The sequence below is a fragment of the Aeromonas eucrenophila genome (genome assembly GCF_000819865.1).
GTDB classification, from domain to species: Bacteria; Pseudomonadota; Gammaproteobacteria; order Enterobacterales; family Aeromonadaceae; genus Aeromonas; species Aeromonas eucrenophila.
Genome location: NZ_CDDF01000016.1, coordinates 1 through 15,634 on the forward strand (window position 1 = coordinate 1; position 15,634 = coordinate 15,634).

Sequence of the window (15,634 nt, forward strand, 5' to 3'; positions counted from 1 at the left end):
CGTTGTTACCGGAGTAACTCAGCGGCTCAATGAATTGCTGAAATAAACTGTTCGGCTTGTTATTGCTAACAAGTCGTTTTGGTCACTTCACCAGACATTGAAAATCAAAAATTAATTTTGATGCTCGATGCTGTGAGTGCCCACACAGATTGCTTGATTCAAATTGTTAAAGAGCAGGGTTTGAAACTATAACCCTCACTGGGTTGCTTTGCAAGCCAGACCAGACGCGCACTGCGCCGTGCTGATGGGGTCGCATTATAGGGGCCTGATTCTTTCTGACAAGCAAAAACTATGTGTTTTTTTGAGAAAGGCGTTCAAGTGTTTAATCAACAACCAGATCGTACAAGAGAGCAGCACAAAAGGACTCATGGAGGGTCAATTCTGCACTGAACTGAGCTACGACGTCGGGCGCAAGGCTCTGCAACTGGTGCACATATATAGGAGAGAGAAGACGGCCTAATAGAAAAGGGCCCAGATGGGCCCTTTCAATCTCACTGCAGCCATCGATCAGATGGAGAAGCTGGAGCCGCAACCACAGGTAGTTGTGGCATTGGGGTTGGTCACGATGAAGCGAGAGCCTTCCAACCCTTCGGTGTAGTCCACACTGCCACCGACCAGGTATTGCAGGCTCATGGGATCGATCACCATGGTCACCCCGCTCTTCTCGACAATGGTGTCACCCTCGTTGATCTTCTCGTCAAAGGTAAAACCATACTGGAAACCGGAGCAGCCCCCCCCAGTGATATAGACCCGCAGCTTGAGCTCGGTATTTTCTTCTTCGGTAATCAAGGTCTTTACCTTGTTAGCCGCCGCATCCGTCATCTGGATTGGCAACGGGGCTTCTGCTACTGCACTCATCACTGACCTCACAACCGTTAAATCCACAAACATGGAAACTGCGAAATTATCCAATACCCGACCATTTAGTTCAAGTATTCACAGCTCTGTTACTGTGCCGCAGGCAACGGGGCGGGTTGCGCCACCAGCGGCTTGAGCACCTCGCCCCACTCAGCCAGCAACTCCTGGGCGGGTTGGCGGCCCTCTTTGGCGATGGTCACCCGCACCCGATCCGGGATAAAGCCTTCCGGCAATTGCCAGTTTCCCTCCAGTAGCTGGAAGTAACGCAGGGCATAGCGCCCCTCCCCGACCTTCATGCCAAGATCCCGACTGCTGAGCGTCTTTGGCTTGTTGGCCAGGCTCCCCTCCACTTTAATCTGGACCTGGCCACGAAACAGCTCACGCTTCTTGGCGGGCTGGGTCAGGGCCAGACGATAGTGGTAGCGGCCGGGCACGCTGGTCTCCTGCAGCGTCAGATTGTCTATCACCACCCCGACCTGCTCACCGCTGGGGCGCATGATCCGCTCGAAGAAGGCTAGCTGGCGCTTCTGCTCCTGCACCTGCGCCTCTTGATCCTTGAGGGCCTGCTGCAACTGCTCGAAGGCCGCCTTCTGGGTCGCCAGCAGCGTATCCTTTACCCCCAGATCCGTCTTGAGCTGGCCTATCGCCTTGCTCTGACGTTCCAGAGTCTCCTGCTGCACCGTCAACAGGCTGCCTTGAGCCAGATCCTGCCGATTACCGACGAAATAACCGATGATCGCTCCCACCAACAACACGACCAATACCTTCACGATTCGGGACATAGGGCCTCTTTATATGACTGCGTCGCACAGGGCCACTCTCTCTTCACTATACGCGCATCCTCTGATTGATGCGGATAAACAAGGAGTTAACCGGCCGTCACACTGCTTTCTCCCCGTTTTTGACGCGCCGCCAGCCGTAAAGTTCGCTCCAGGATCTGGGAATAGATGGGACGTCCCCCCAACCATTGCGCCACCAGCGTCGCACCTATGGTGGTGATCATCATGGGCAGGATCAGCTGATAGTTATCCGTCATCTCGGTCACCAGCACTATGCCAGTGATGGGGGCCCGCACAGTGGCGGCAAACAGCGCCCCCATACCGGCGATGGCGAAGGCGCCCGGCTCGATGCCGAGCTCGGGGAAGGCCGCATGAAACAGGTGGCCGAAGACCACCCCGAACAGGGTGCCCAATGCCAGGGTCGGGGCAAAGACACCGCCCGGCGCCCCCGAACAGAAGCAGATCAGGGTCGCAATCAGCCGCACCGAGAAGAGCAGGAACAGGGTCGCCAGCGCATATTCATTGCCCAGCAGATGGGGAATGAGCTCGGTGCCGCCTCCCGTGACCGAGGGGACAAACAGCGACAGCACGCCGAAGGTGCCCGCCACCAGCATGCCGATGGCGACGAAGCGATGCCGCTTGTTCTGGTGCAGGGCCAGATAGCCGTCCTGACAGGCGAGCACCAGCTTGTTGAAGACGAAACCCAACACGCCGAAACAGCCCCCCATGAAGAGGAAAAGCCAGAGTGCCTTCAGGGCGGGAGCATCGTAATGAGGGAGGCTTATTACCGGCCCCTGCCCCTTCATGTTTTGCAGCATCAGGGTCGCCATGACGGCGGAGATCCCCACCGCCTTGATGGCGAGGAAGGAGTAACGGAACTGCGGCCGCATCTCCTCCATCACAAAGAGGATGCCCGCCAGCGGGGCATTGAAGGCGGCGGCCAGACCACCAGCCGCCCCCGCGGCCAGCAGGGCATGGCCATGCTCCTTGGGCAGCCGGAAGATATCGGCCACCATCTTGCCGAGGTTGCCACCGATCTGCACCGAGGGCCCCTCCCGTCCCAGCACCATGCCGGAGCTCAGAGTGCAGATGCCGCCGAAGAACTTGACCGGCAGCACCCGCCACCAGCGCACCGGCCGCAGATCGTCCATGGCCCCCTCGATCTCGGGAATACCGGATCCCCCCGCCTCGGGGGCAAAGGTATGGGTCAGAAAGTAACCGATCAGGCCGAGCAGGGCGCTGAAGCCGAAGCCCAGCAGGCCGAGTTGCCACCAGGGGCGATCCGCCAGCAGCTCGAGCCGCTGCTCCCCCAGCCAGCGCACCGAGGATTCGAACAGTCCACATACCAGTCCGGCCAGGATGCCGACCAGGGCAGCCAGCAGCAACACCAGCAGCGGCATCTTGTCCTGCTGTATTAGGCGAAAAAAGACGGGTCTGCGGTGTGGCGCAGCCGGTTCAGAAGAGAAGAGAGTTTCTTGCACCATGGGATACCATATTCATCTAACCAGATTTGGAGACACCCGACGGCGGCCCGGCTGCCCAGCACAGGGCCTTTCTGCTATAGTCGGCCCGTTTCATGTGCCACGGAGCAGGCCAGGGCCCGGGTAACGAGAGCGCAAAGCATACTCCACCCCCTCCTGGCTGCCGAGCCTCATTCGGCCATCTTCCCGGGTACGACAACCAAAATCCCATTAAGGATGATCCATGTCAAAATCAGATCAGCTGTTTGAACAGGCCCGCCAGACCATTCCGGGTGGCGTCAACTCCCCGGTCCGCGCCTTCAACGGGGTCGGTGGCACGCCCCGCTTCATCGATCACGCCGACGGTGCCTATCTCTATGATGTGGATGGTCAGGCCTATGTGGACTACATCGGTTCCTGGGGCCCCATGCTGCTCGGCCACAATCACCCCGCCATCAAGGCCGCCGTCATCCAGGCGGTGGAGAAGGGGCTGAGCTTTGGCGCTCCCACCGAGATCGAAGTGCTGATGGCCGAGAAGGTGCGCCAGATAGTCCCCTCCATGGAGCAGGTACGGATGGTGAACTCCGGTACCGAGGCCACCATGAGCGCCATCCGCCTGGCCCGTGGCTACACCGGCCGCGACAAGATCGTCAAGTTTGAAGGCTGCTACCACGGTCACGCCGACTCCCTGCTGGTGAAGGCAGGCTCCGGCGCCCTCACCCTGGGTCAGCCGAACAGCCCGGGCGTGCCGGCCGATTTCGCCAAGCACACCCTGACTTGCGTGTTCAACGATCTGGCGTCGGTGCGCGACACCTTCCAGCAGTACGGCAGCGAGATCGCCTGCATCATAGTCGAGCCAGTAGCCGGCAACATGAACTGCATCCCGCCGGTCCCCGGCTTCCTGGAAGGGCTGCGCGCCATCTGTGACGAGTTTGGCGCCCTGCTGATCCTGGACGAAGTCATGACCGGCTTCCGCGTTTCCCTGCGCGGCGCCCAGGGCCATTACAACATAGAGCCGGATCTCACCACCCTCGGCAAGATCATCGGTGCCGGCATGCCGGTGGGCGCCTTCGGCGGCAAGAAGAAGGTGATGCAGCACATAGCCCCGACCGGGCCGGTTTATCAGGCGGGTACCCTGTCTGGCAACCCGGTGGCCATGGCTGCCGGCCTCGCCATGCTGGATCTGCTGCAAGCGCCTGGCCTCTATGAGCAGCTGAGCGCCAAGACCACCCAGGTGGCCGAGGGGCTGAAGGCCGCCGCCGCCAAGCACGGCATCCCGCTCGCCATCACCCATGTGGGCGGCATGTTCGGCTTCTTCTTCACCGAGGAAACCGAGATCACCCGCTATGAGCAGGTAACCCGCTGCGACATGGAACGCTTCAAGCGCTTCTACCATCTCATGCTTGAGGAAGGCGTCTACTTGGCGCCAAGTGCCTACGAGGCAGGCTTCCTGTCCCTGGCTCACGGCGACAAGGAGATAGCACACACCCTGGCCGCTGCCGATCGCAGCTTCGCCAAGCTGGCGGGTTAACGCGCCGCGCATCGCAGAAATAGCAAAGGGCCCTCGCAGGGCCCTTTTTCATCTTCATCCGGGAGCCAGGTTCGGCTTCACTCCCCTTTCTGGTGCTCATCCCGGCGCCTCTCCCCCGTTTTGCCACCCTTTGGTGCAACGATCGCCCCCCTGATTGTCATAAAGCAGGCCCACTATTTGCACTGATCCGTGCAGGAGCCCACTTGACCGAGGTTTGTATGGCAGAGATGAGCCCCATCGATGTGCTGCGGCGCTATCAGGAGTACGAAACCGAGCTGACCCCCCTGTTGCTGGGGCTGCTAACCCTCCCCCCGGAGGCCCTCAAGGGCTACCCCTTCGTTCAGAGCATAGGCCAGAGCCAGGCAAGGCCCGGCATACTGGCCCCCATCCCCGCCCCCCAGGGGCAACTTCGACTGGTGGTACAGGGCCATGGCTGCGAGCTCGGCATCAATCTGCATCAGCTGATCGCCTGGCTGATGGGAGACAGGGAGCGGCGCCGCGCCATCCCCTGGTTCAGGGCCGTGTATGTGGTCCTGAGCCTGGCGCTGTTTCTCATCGTCGCAACCCTGATCTGGCACGGGCTGGAGCAGCTCTACCTGCTGCTGTGCGGCACCCAGCAGAACCGGCTCGGCGCCTTCAGTGCCATCATCTTCCTGACCCTGGCGCTGGCGGTGTTCGATCTCGGCAAGACCATTCTGGAGGAGGAGGTGCTGCTGCATAAGGACATCTTCCGCCACAGCGCCATTCGCCGCACCATCACCCGCTTCATCGCCGCCATCCTAATCGCTGTCTCCATCGAGGGGCTATTGCTGCTGTTCAAGGGCTCCCTCGGCCAGCTCGAGCTGCTCTGGCCAGCGGTGGGGGTGATGGGCTGCGCCGTGGGGTTGTTGCTGGCGCTGGGGCTCTATGTCTTCCTCGGAGCCAAGGCCGAGGCGGCCCTGGTCGCCTCCAGCCAGCGTCCCCCGCCCAGCACGGGCCAGATGAAGGCGGGGCCACTCGCCAGACGCGGGATCCGGCGCGCCAAATGACAGGCCCACCGGCTATTCGCCTGGTGGGCCTGTGATACTAGCCGGTGGCACCCGCCAGCTGGGGCTGGGGTTGATGGCGCGCTGCCTTCCAGGAGGCATACATGGTCCAGGAGGTGTAGATGACGATGAAGGCCACCAGCCATTTCAGCATCTGCATGTCCATGGACTGCACCAGCATGGCGGCCAGCACGACGCCGATCGGGCCGAAGATGGCCACCGCCAGCACCGCCTTGGCATCGAAGGCCCCCTTGCGGATGAAGGTACCCGCCGAGAAGACGCTGAGCACGGCGGTGGAGCCCATCATGATGGGGAAGGCCGCCAGCGGGTTCATGCCCAGCAGATAGACCAGCGTCATGCAGGGGGCGAACAGGCCGATGCCGACATTCATCAGCACGCCGAAGATGAAGTTGCCGAGCAGCGCTATCCCCAACTTGTAGCCGGTCAGCCCCATGGCCGCCCCCCCCAGGGGGAACAGGCCCAGCAACCCGGCGAAGATGAGCCCGGCCACCACCAGCAGGGAGACCGCCATCACCAGCCTGATGGTCTGCCGGTCGAAGGAGGCGACGTGACGCGCCCCCCAGGCCGCTCCCGCCGCGGCCGCCACCATCATGCCTATGAGGGTGACAGGATCCACCTTGACGGCGCCGACGAAGATGAGGGACTGGACCACGGTCGGCAGCACGCACTGGCCGTTGAGGGTGCCGGGCAACAGGCGGTCATCGATGAGCTTGAACTGCTTGTAGCAGGCGGTCTTCACCGCGAAGCTGCCGACCCCCAGGGTATCGAGAAAGTTGGCGACAAAGCCTATGCCCGCCACCGGCCAGAATGGCGTGGACTCAAGTTCGCCCTGACGCCGTTTGTGCCACCAGGCGCGGAGCAGCATGAAGATGAAAACCAGGGCACAGCCAACAAACAACAGGCGTAAAAAAGTAATGAGCATACGAAGTCCTCCAGCGACGGGCGGCGATTCTAAGGCAGCAAGAATAAAAAATCTTGGTCAGGATCAACCCTTCAGCCGATGCAAACGATTAACCGGAGGATTTATCGACAAGCACGCCCGAACGGCTCTGCTAATACTTGTCTATGAGGGCGCAAGCCCGGGTTCATCGGTCGTAATCATGGTCATTTCGCGACGACCACAGATTCCGATGGTGCATCACCAAAAGAAGGCGGCTAACCACCGCCTTCTTTTTTATCGTGCGTGGGTCAGTGAGGGAGAGGACATCAGGACAGGCAGCGAGACAGTCTGGGGACGAGGCGCGCGATCAGCCGATCCGACAAGGGGGTCAGCAGCAGTGGCGGCAGGCAGAGCAGGGCCAGACTGAGGGCACCCACATAGACATCCGTCAACCAGTGGGCTCCGGCCAGGATGCGGGGGGCCGAGAACAGGGGCACCATGAACACGGCGACGACGGCAGCCCAGCGCGGCAGGTAACGCAAGGCGAAACCGGCGAAGATCATCAGGAACAGGGCGTGATCGCCGGGAAAGCTGTCGCCGGCAGAATCCTTGGTCGGGATCTGGCTAAGCTCGCTCACCCGCAGTGCCCCCGCCACCATCAGGGTGGGGCTGGGGCGGCTGATCGGCAGCAGATGGCCGAACTGATTGATGAGCAGGGCCCCGAGCAGCATGACCACCCCCATCGCCACCAGCCGGTGGCGCTCCCGCCCCTGGACGTGGAAGAAACAGCTGGCCAGGATCCCCCCCATGCAGGCCAGCACGGCCAGATCGAACAGACGGTGATTGGTGATGGCGACCAGATCGGCCCAGCGCGGAGAGGCGCCAAGCCAGCCATTGACCAACCGGAAGGTGGCGAGATCCCATCTATCCCAGGGGCCATGGCCCGGCAGGACGAGCCAACTGAGGGCGATCAGGCCCCCGACCAGATAGAAAGGGATGAACTTGCTCATGCCAGCGCCTCCTTCGAAAAGGGCCCATGTTAAAGCAGAATTTTGGTGATCTGAATCACAAAAAACAGGAGGGATCCGTCAGACGCTGTTTCCGAGTGCTGACCAAAACCCCATCGGCCGGGACCGGAGGAAGCGTCGCCTTGGCTCGCCAGCGGCTTGCGGCTAGTATGGTCTCTCCCCTCACTCAGGATGATGACGATGCGCAGCTACCTTCGCATGATGTTGTTTGCTCTCGGTTTGCTGGCAGGCGTGCAGATACCGGGGCTGATCGATCTCTATTACCAGCGGCTGGATGCCCGGCTGCAACAGGCCAATCTCAGTCTGGCGCCCTTCCAGGGCACCGCGGATCAGCATTTTGGCGGGGATCTGAGCGCCCTGATCCAGCACTACCGCGCCAGCCAGGATCCGGTTTTCACCCAGGACGCCACCAGCCTGCAACTGCTGGTGAGCCAGCAACAGCGGCTGCAACAGGAGAGCGCCTTTCAGGATGCCCCCTGGTATCGGCAGCTGTCCCACCTGCTGCTGCAACCGGATCCCCAGCTCTGGCAAGACACCCTGCACAACTACAGTTACGTGGTGCCCCTCAAGCAGGCCGCCATCTTCTGTGGTCTGAGTGCCGGCGTGCTCGCCGCCCTGCTCGGGGATCTGCTGCTGGGGATAGTGCTGCTGCCCTTTCGTCAACGTCCTGCCGCCCGCCATAGCCTGCGCTAAGCGGGTTAACAGCCTGCCCCCTGGCGATCACGGTCTTACTCGAAGGGTTCGAGGTAGGCCTGGATCGCCTTCTTCAACCAGGCGAGCACCTTGCCATGGTGGGCATTCTCGGTCAGATAGACGCCGTAATCGCGCCACTGCAGGCTGAACTTGTGCTTCAGGGTCAACAGCTCCCCCTGCCGTAACTGGCTCTGGATCAACGGCGAGGGCAGCACGGCCCAACCGAGGCCATCCAGCACAGCGTCCCGCATCAGCTCGAAACTCGACAGGCCTATGTGCTGGCCGACGATGGGCAACAGACTCTTCACCGAATACTCGTCGACGTAGGAGAGGGTGACCTGGGTATGGCCGGCCAGATCCTGCTGCAGCACCCGCTTCAGGCTGGCGAGGGGGTGGCTCGGCGCCACCACCATCAGGGTGCGGATCGGGTTCAGCACATCGATGCACAGACCGCTGCGCTCCTGCTCGTCGGTGATGAGGCCGAAGGCTGCATCCACAAACCCCTCCTCCACCAGCGCCGGCAGCTCGGGGGGCGAGGCCAGCACCAGGGAGATACTGGTGCCCGGGAACTGGCGGCGCAGGGTGCCCAGCATGTCCCGCCAGACCGGTTCGGGAATGGCATCGTCCCGCGCCACCCGCAGCGCCACCTCGGCGCCCGAGGCGTGATGCTCGCACTTGAGCTTCAGGCTGTTGGCCGCCTGCAGCAGCCGCTTGCAGTCGTCCAGCACCTGCTCCCCTATCTCGGTCAGCCGACTCTGGTTGGCCCCTCGTTCAAAAAGATCGACGCCAAGCTCCAGCTCCAGTGCCGCAATCGCCGTGCTGACCGCGCTGCGACTCTTGCCAAGCCGGCGAGCGGCATGGGCAATGGAGCCGCAGTCAGCCGATTCGACAAAGAGTTGTATCTGATTGAGCTTCATAAGGGCCGTGGTTGGCAGAGGTTCCTATGACTACCTTAGCTCGCCCCTAACATACAAGGCAAACCCACAGCGTTCGGTTTCTCGACGCTCAGCGATTCCCGAGCCGGCGTTCACCGCGGCTATCATCTCAGGGTCGCAGTCACAAAAGGATGTCGTATGTTAATCAGTCGCATGTTATTGGCCCGGATCTTTCTGACCGGCGCCATCCTCACCGAGGTGGCGGGCACCTCGACCATGGCCCTGATCCCGGACAATGAAGCCGGATGGCTCAACTATCTGCCCATGTGGGGGCTAATCACCCTCTCCTATCTGTTGCTGGCCAAAGCCGCCAAAACAATCTCTATTGGGATCGCCTTCGCCTTGTGGGAGGGGCTGGGGATCGGTCTCATCACCCTGGCCTCCATACTGTTCATGGATTACGACCTCGGCACTCAGGAGCTGATCGGTCTGGCGCTGGCCATAGTGGGGATTGTTATGGTGACCCTGGGGGAAACCCATGAGGAGCCGCGCAGCCAGAATGACCCGAGCAAGCTGAAGGAGGCGGTATGCACCCCCTGATCATCGTGCTCGGTGCGGCGCTGCTGGATATCTGTGCCAACATGGCCATCAACCGCTCGGTCGGCTTTCGCTACAAGGGCTGGGGCTTTCTCGGCATCCTGCTGGTGCTCTGCGCCTTCACCCTGCTCTCGGAGGCGGTGAGCACCGGCAAGATAGATCTCGCCATCGCCTACGCCACCTGGGGCGCCATCGGCATCCTCGGCACCGCGCTCGGCGGGCTCTTGTTGTTCGGCGAGCGGCTCAAACCCATCGGCTGGGCCGGGATCCTGGTGATGGCCGTGGCGGTGGCGCTGCTGACCACCGCCTGACACGCTGCCAGTTGCACATAAAAAAGCCGCCCGGTTTGCCGGGCGGCTTTTTGTTGGATAAAAACCCTGCTACAGATGAATCAGGCAGCGGAAGTCGCTGCCTCATACAGCTCCAGCGGCAAGCCGTCGGGGTCGGCGAAGAAGGTGAAGCGCCGGCCGGTCAGCTCGTCCAATCGCACCGGCTCCACCTCGATCTGGTGGGCTTGCAGATGGGCGATGACCCGCTCCAGATCTGTCACCCGAAACGCCAGATGACGCAGGCCGCAGGCCTCCGGTCGGGAGGGCCGCGCCGGCGGCGCCTGGAAGCTGAACAGCTCGATCTGGCTGCCATCCGGCAGGCCCAGATCCAGCTTCCAGGACTCGCGCTCGGCACGCAGGGTCTCGGCCAGGATGGGCAGCCCCAGCAGCTCGTGATAGAAGCGGCGAGAGCGGGCATAGTCGCTGGCGATGATGGCCACGTGATGAATGCCGTCAAACAGGGGCACTGTCATATCGACTCCGTGAAGACGGGCGGCCTGGCCGCCCGTCTCGTTAGTTGAAGAAACCGTTGAACCAGTTGTCCAGGGCATTGACCGGATTCGGGTTGGAGACCGGGCTGGCGCAGCTCATGGGTTCCCCCAGCCCCGCCAGCTTGGCCGGCACCTGCAGACTGCCGGGGCAGTCGTTGGTGACCCGGGCGCCGCTGGCGCGGGAGAAGCTGGCCCAGCTCACCCCTTCCGGCATGTTCAGGCTCAGGCTGTTGACCCCGCGCTGGCTCATGTAGCCGCTGAACAGCTGCAAAGCGCCGCTGGCACCGGTCAGCCCGGCCGGGGTGTTGTCGTCACGACCGACCCAGACGCTAACCAGCTCGTTGTTGTCCAGACCCGCAAACCAGGAGTCGCGCAGCTCGTTGGTGGTCCCCGTCTTGGCGGCCATGGTGGCGCCGGGGAACTTGGCGCTCAGGGCGCGGGCCGTGCCCTGGCTCACCGTCTTGGTCATGGCGAACAGGGTCAGCCAGCTGGCCTGGGGATCCGTCACCCGCTTGGCGGCCTCATCGTGCTGATAGAGCTGACTGCCATCGCTGTTCACCACGGCGCGAATGGCCGACAGCGGCTGGGTCAGCCCCTGGTTGGCGATGGGCAGGTACATCTGGTTCACCTCCATGGGCGAGAGGGCCACGGCCCCCAGCACCAGGGACGGATAGGGCTGGATCTCCTGGGAGACGCCGAGCTTGTGCAGGGTGTCCACCACCTTGTCCAGGCCCACCTGCAGACCGAGGTTGACGGTCGGCACGTTGAGGGAGCTCGCCAGCGCCTCCATCAGCGGCACGCTCTGGCGGAACTTGCGATCGTAGTTCTGGGGCGTCCAGATCTGGCCGTCCTGACCGCGGATGCGGATCGGCTGATCCTTCAACGGCGTGCCCAGGGTCAGGCCGTTGGAGAGGCCGGTCAGGTAGACGGCGGGTTTGACCAGGGAGCCTATCTGGCGGCGGGCATCCAGCGCCCGGTTGAAGCCGGCGTAACGCGGATCCCGGCCCCCCACCATGGCAACCACCTCACCCTTGTGCCAGTCGGAGACCACCATAGCCGCCTCCAGCTTCTTCTTGCCGCGCTGCTTCTCGATGGTGGCCAGACCGGACTCCACCGCCTGCTCGGCGGCGTGCTGGGCGATGGGATCCAGGCTGGTGAAGATCTTGAGGCCGGACTGCTTGAGCAGATCCGGGCCGAAGCGGCTCTGGATCTCGCGCTTGAGCAGGCCCATGAAGGCCGGTGTACGGCCATAGCTCATCTGGCCACGGGTGATGATGCCGAGCGGCTGCTTGCTGGCCAGCTCATATTCCGGCTGGGTCAGGCTGCCGTGATCCATCAGCAGCTTGAGCACCAGATCCCGGCGTGCCTTGGCCCGATCCGGGAAGCGCCAGGGATCGTAATAGGAGGGCCCCTTCACCATGCCCACCAGCAGGGCCACCTGATCGATGTCCAGCTCGTTGACCGGGATGCCGAAGTAGAAGTAGGAGGCGAGCCCGAAGCCGTAGACCCCCTGGGAGAAGTTCTGCCCCAGATAGACCTCGTTGAGGTAGGCCTCCAGGATCTCGTCCTTGCTGTAGCGGTAGTCGATCAGCACCGCCATGTAGGCTTCCTGCGCCTTGCGCCACAGGCTGCGTTCGCGGGTCAGGAAGAAGTTCTTGGCGAGCTGCTGGGTGAGGGTACTGCCCCCCTGCACGGTGCGGCCGGCCAGCACGTTGGCCACCATGGCGCGCATGATGGCGACCGGCGAGACGCCGCCGTGCTGGTAGAAGTCTCTGTCTTCCGTGGTGAGCAGGGTCACCAGCAGGCTATCCGGCACCTCGGCGATGCGCACCAGCAGGCGATCCTCCCGATCCTCGGTGTTGAGGCGGTCCAGCAAAACAGGGTCCATCTGGGCATAACCGAGCGGACGCTGGTTCTCGAGGGACTGGATCCCCTCCAGTCGCCCGCCGTTGAAGGTGAGGCGCAGGCCGCGCGCCCCGTCGGCACCGTCATGGAAGGCGAACGGACGGCGGATAAGCTCGATCTTGTTGCCGTTGACCGCATACTCCCCCGGGGTGTGAGGCTGGCGCACCTGCTTGTAGCTCAGCATGTTGAGCTCGCGCATCATCTGGGTCTGGGAGAGACGCTGGCTGGGGTAGAGCTCCAGCGGACGGCTGTAGACCATCACCGGCAACTGCCACTTCTCGCCATCGAAGCGCTCGCGCACCTTGGTATCGAGATAGATACCGAAGACCACCATGAAGGCGCCCACCACCAGGGAGAGCTTGAAGCCAAGCCAGAACAGCTTGCGCCAGATGGTGCGATTGGGCGCCGCCTTCTTGGGGGCGCTCTTGCGTCTTTGGGTTGCCATGAATCCTCTTTGCTATTCGTCGTTATGCGTTGGCCACAGTGGCGTGTTCATCGATCCCCCGTCTGCCGGGAGCGGATCAGGGTTAGATCCCCATCTTCTTCTTGGTCACCTTGGTCGGCATCGCCTCCAGCGGGTTGTCCGGCCAGTAGTGGCGGGGATAGCGCCCCTTCATCTCTTTCTTCACCTCGCCGTAGGAACCCGCCCAGAAGGCGGCGAGATCGGCGGTGATCTGCAGCGGCCGCTGGGCCGGGGAGAGCAGCTCCACCACCAGCGGCACCCGGCCATCGGCCACACAAGGCGTGCTGGCCTGACCAAACATCTCCTGAATGCGCACCGGGATCACCGGCGCCTGTCCCGGCTCATAGCGAATGCGCACCCGGCTGCCGGTCGGCGCCTGAAAATGGCTCGGCAGCGCCTCGTCCAGCCGCTTGGGCAAGGGCCAAGGCAGGGACTGGCGTAGCAGCTCGGTCAGGTTGAGGCGCTTGAGCTGCTCCAGCCGGGTCATGCCACCGAGGGCGGGCAGCAACCACTCCTCGAGGCGAGCCAGCAGGCTCTCCTCATCCATGGCGGGCCAACCCTCCTCCGGCAGCCAGTCGGCGGCGCAGCGCAGCCGGGCCAGCAGCCCCTCGCTGCCCTCCTCCCAAGGCAGCACCTGCAACCCCTTGCGCCGGATCCCCTGCAGCAGGCAGCGCCCCCTCTGCTCGTCCGACAGCTCGGTCAGCGGCCGCTGGCTCAGCACCAGCTCCCCCAGCACCTGCTGGCGCTCGGCTCGCACCCGCTCCTCACGCTCGTCCCAGTCGAACCGCTCCCGCTCGCTCACCAGCTCCGGCAGCAAGCGCACCAGCTCGTCCAGCGCCACGGGCTCGGCGATGAAGATGCGGCTGCCGCGCTCGTTCTGCCCCATCTCCACGGCGACGATCGCCGCTTGTCCCTGACAGGGATGACCTTCTACCAGATCGCAGCTCACCCCACCACTGAGTTGATAGCGGCTGCCGCTGCGCAGCTTGCCGATCCTGTCCGGCCAGGCGAGGGCGCACAGCAGCCCGAGCCACTGACCCTGGGCAGCCGCAGGCCTTGCGCCGAGGCGCTCGAACCAGCGGGCGGCCCCCTGGCGCAGGGCCCCTTGGCGACGATGGAACAGCACCGAGAGGCGCTCGGATCCTCGCAGATCCTCTTCCAGCAGCGCCACCAGATAGGCCGCGTCGGCGACAATCCCTGTCAGACCCCCGGCTTCCAGCGCCCGCGCGCGCAGCAACAGGCGCGCAAGCCGGGGATGGGTACCGAACGCCGCCATGGCCCTGCCCTCGGCGGTGAGCTGCTGTTCGCCTTCGGCTTGCATGGCGCCGAGCGCCACCAGCAGTCGCTGGGCGCTGGCCACGGCGGCGGCGGGGGGCATGTCCAGCAGCGGCAGGCTCTCGACCCTGGCTCCCCACTGGGCGGCGTCCAGCAACAGGCCGGTCAGCTCCTGGGTCAGGATGTCCGGTGGGCTCTGCTCGGCGAGCCGCTCCTGCCCTTCGCTGCTCCACAGCCGGTAGCAAACGCCGGGGCCGAGGCGGCCGGCGCGGCCCGCCCGCTGGGTGGCGGATGCCCTGGCGATCTGGCGGGTCTCCAGCCGGGTGACACCGCTCTTCAAATCGAAGCTGGCACGCCGCTCCAGGCCGCTGTCGATGACGACAGACACGCCCTCAATGGTGAGAGAGGTCTCAGCCACATTGGTGGTGAGCACCAGCTTGCGACGGCCCGCCGGCGCTGGCTCGATGGCGGCCTGTTGGGCCGCCATGTCCAGGCGGCCATAGAGCGGCGCGAGTCGCACGTCATCCGGTAGCTTGCCCTCCAGCCATTGCGCCAACCGCTCTATCTCCCCCTGCCCCGGCAGGAACACCAGGGCGCTGCCGGCATGGCTGGCCAGTGCTTCGAGCACCACGGCGCCGACTTGCGGCTCCAGCCACTGCTGGCGGTTGGCGGGGCGGTAGTGATAGTCGATGGGGAAGCCGCGCCCCTCGGAGCGGATGACGGGGGCCCCCGGCAACAAGCGCTCGAGTGCCATGCCATCCAGGGTGGCGGACATGATCAGCAGCTTGAGATCCTCCCTCAGCCCCTGCTGACTCTCGATGGCGAAGGCGAGCGCGGTGTCGGCGTGCAGGCTGCGCTCGTGAAATTCGTCGAAGATGACCAGGGAGACGCCCGCCAGCTCGGGGTCTTGCTGCAGCATCCGGGTCAGCACCCCCTCGGTCACTATCTCGAGCCGGGTCTGTGCACTGGTGCGACTCATCCCGCGCACCCGCAGACCGATGCGCTCCCCCACCTTCTCCCCCAGCTGACGGGCCAAAAAGCTCGCTATATTGCGCGCCGCCAGACGGCGCGGCTCCAGCATGATGATGCGACCGGGCAGCCGGCCCTGGCGCACCAGCTCCAGCGGCAACAGGGTCGATTTGCCCGCGCCGGGGGGCGCCTGCAGGATCACGCTTGGATGAGCAGCGATGGCGTCAAACAGCTCGGACAGCACCGAGACGATGGGGAGTTGGGACAAAACGGCGAAAACCTTCTGTGGCGACCTTAAAAACGGGGTCCATTCTGCCATAGCATCCGCCAAGACCATAAGCGGATGTCACTGGCGCGTGACGGCATCCACGGGGATTCAGGTTGCGGCTCGCGGCTTTCGTCACGGCAGTTGCCACCCTGAGGCAGGGTTGCCGGGCAGCGATGGCGAGACAGGA

Annotated in this window: 14 protein-coding genes; 5 read left to right on the forward strand and 9 right to left on the reverse strand. The window is 63.5% G+C overall.

Annotated elements, in window-relative coordinates; genetic code table 11:
* Positions 1 to 507: 507 nt before the first annotated feature.
* The 3 genes from erpA to clcA form a co-directional block, all read right to left on the reverse strand.
* Positions 508 to 858: an iron-sulfur cluster insertion protein ErpA gene (gene erpA, locus BN1124_RS15970; protein ID WP_042643504.1), complete on the reverse strand. Its 351-nt coding sequence runs from the start codon at positions 856 to 858 to the stop codon at positions 508 to 510.
* Positions 859 to 947: 89 nt separating this feature from the next.
* Positions 948 to 1,640, reverse strand: a complete 693-nt coding sequence (locus BN1124_RS15975; protein ID WP_042643506.1) for a DUF6776 family protein — start codon at positions 1,638 to 1,640, stop codon at positions 948 to 950.
* Positions 1,641 to 1,726: 86 nt separating this feature from the next.
* Entirely contained in the window at positions 1,727 to 3,121 is a 1,395-nt protein-coding gene (gene clcA, locus BN1124_RS15980) for a H(+)/Cl(-) exchange transporter ClcA (protein ID WP_042643508.1), read from the reverse strand.
* Between the two features lie 220 nt (positions 3,122 to 3,341).
* Here clcA and hemL point away from each other — a divergent pair, with 220 nt between their 5' ends.
* Both hemL and BN1124_RS15990 read left to right on the forward strand, forming a co-directional pair.
* Positions 3,342 to 4,628 (forward strand): glutamate-1-semialdehyde 2,1-aminomutase, encoded by a 1,287-nt coding sequence (gene hemL, locus BN1124_RS15985; RefSeq protein WP_042643510.1) that lies wholly within the window; start codon positions 3,342 to 3,344, stop codon positions 4,626 to 4,628.
* Positions 4,629 to 4,846: 218 nt separating this feature from the next.
* Complete coding sequence (locus BN1124_RS15990) at positions 4,847 to 5,656, forward strand: hypothetical protein (RefSeq protein WP_042643512.1); 810 nt, start codon at positions 4,847 to 4,849, stop codon at positions 5,654 to 5,656.
* A 37-nt stretch (positions 5,657 to 5,693) separates the two neighbouring features.
* On the opposite strand, the gene BN1124_RS15995 is transcribed toward BN1124_RS15990, so the two are convergent.
* Both BN1124_RS15995 and BN1124_RS16000 read right to left on the reverse strand, forming a co-directional pair.
* Complete coding sequence (locus BN1124_RS15995) at positions 5,694 to 6,596, reverse strand: sulfite exporter TauE/SafE family protein (RefSeq protein WP_042643514.1); 903 nt, start codon at positions 6,594 to 6,596, stop codon at positions 5,694 to 5,696.
* A gap of 284 nt (positions 6,597 to 6,880) precedes the next feature.
* Positions 6,881 to 7,564 (reverse strand): phosphatase PAP2 family protein, encoded by a 684-nt coding sequence (locus BN1124_RS16000; RefSeq protein WP_042643517.1) that lies wholly within the window; start codon positions 7,562 to 7,564, stop codon positions 6,881 to 6,883.
* Between the two features lie 198 nt (positions 7,565 to 7,762).
* On the opposite strand from BN1124_RS16000, the gene BN1124_RS16005 reads away from it, so the two are divergent.
* A complete protein-coding gene (locus BN1124_RS16005; protein ID WP_042643519.1) occupies positions 7,763 to 8,275 on the forward strand; it encodes a DUF2937 family protein in 513 nt (170 codons plus the stop codon).
* Between the two features lie 35 nt (positions 8,276 to 8,310).
* Here the strand turns inward: BN1124_RS16005 and BN1124_RS16010 are convergent, their stop codons facing one another.
* Complete coding sequence (locus tag BN1124_RS16010) at positions 8,311 to 9,192, reverse strand: LysR family transcriptional regulator (RefSeq protein WP_042643521.1); 882 nt, start codon at positions 9,190 to 9,192, stop codon at positions 8,311 to 8,313.
* A 156-nt stretch (positions 9,193 to 9,348) separates the two neighbouring features.
* Between BN1124_RS16010 and BN1124_RS16015 the strand changes: the two genes are divergently transcribed.
* Positions 9,349 to 9,750, forward strand: a complete 402-nt coding sequence (locus BN1124_RS16015) for an SMR family transporter (RefSeq protein WP_082041658.1) — start codon at positions 9,349 to 9,351, stop codon at positions 9,748 to 9,750.
* Positions 9,738 to 10,058: an SMR family transporter gene (locus tag BN1124_RS16020; protein ID WP_033128778.1), complete on the forward strand. Its 321-nt coding sequence runs from the start codon at positions 9,738 to 9,740 to the stop codon at positions 10,056 to 10,058. Before BN1124_RS16015 ends, BN1124_RS16020 begins: the two co-directional genes overlap by 13 nt.
* An 80-nt stretch (positions 10,059 to 10,138) precedes the next feature.
* Here BN1124_RS16020 and gloA2 read toward each other — a convergent pair whose 3' ends face one another.
* The 3 genes from gloA2 to hrpB all read right to left on the reverse strand — a co-directional run bounded on the left by gloA2 (position 10,139) and on the right by hrpB (position 15,447).
* Positions 10,139 to 10,549 carry an SMU1112c/YaeR family gloxylase I-like metalloprotein gene (gene gloA2, locus BN1124_RS16025; RefSeq protein WP_042643523.1) on the reverse strand — a complete coding sequence of 137 codons (411 nt, stop codon included), beginning with the start codon at positions 10,547 to 10,549 and terminating at the stop codon, positions 10,139 to 10,141.
* 40 nt (positions 10,550 to 10,589) lie between these two features.
* A complete protein-coding gene (gene mrcB, locus BN1124_RS16030) occupies positions 10,590 to 12,917 on the reverse strand; it encodes a penicillin-binding protein 1B (protein ID WP_042643525.1) in 2,328 nt (775 codons plus the stop codon).
* Positions 12,918 to 12,999: 82 nt separating this feature from the next.
* Positions 13,000 to 15,447 (reverse strand): ATP-dependent helicase HrpB, encoded by a 2,448-nt coding sequence (hrpB, locus tag BN1124_RS16035; protein WP_042643527.1) that lies wholly within the window; start codon positions 15,445 to 15,447, stop codon positions 13,000 to 13,002.
* Positions 15,448 to 15,634: the final 187 nt, after the last annotated feature.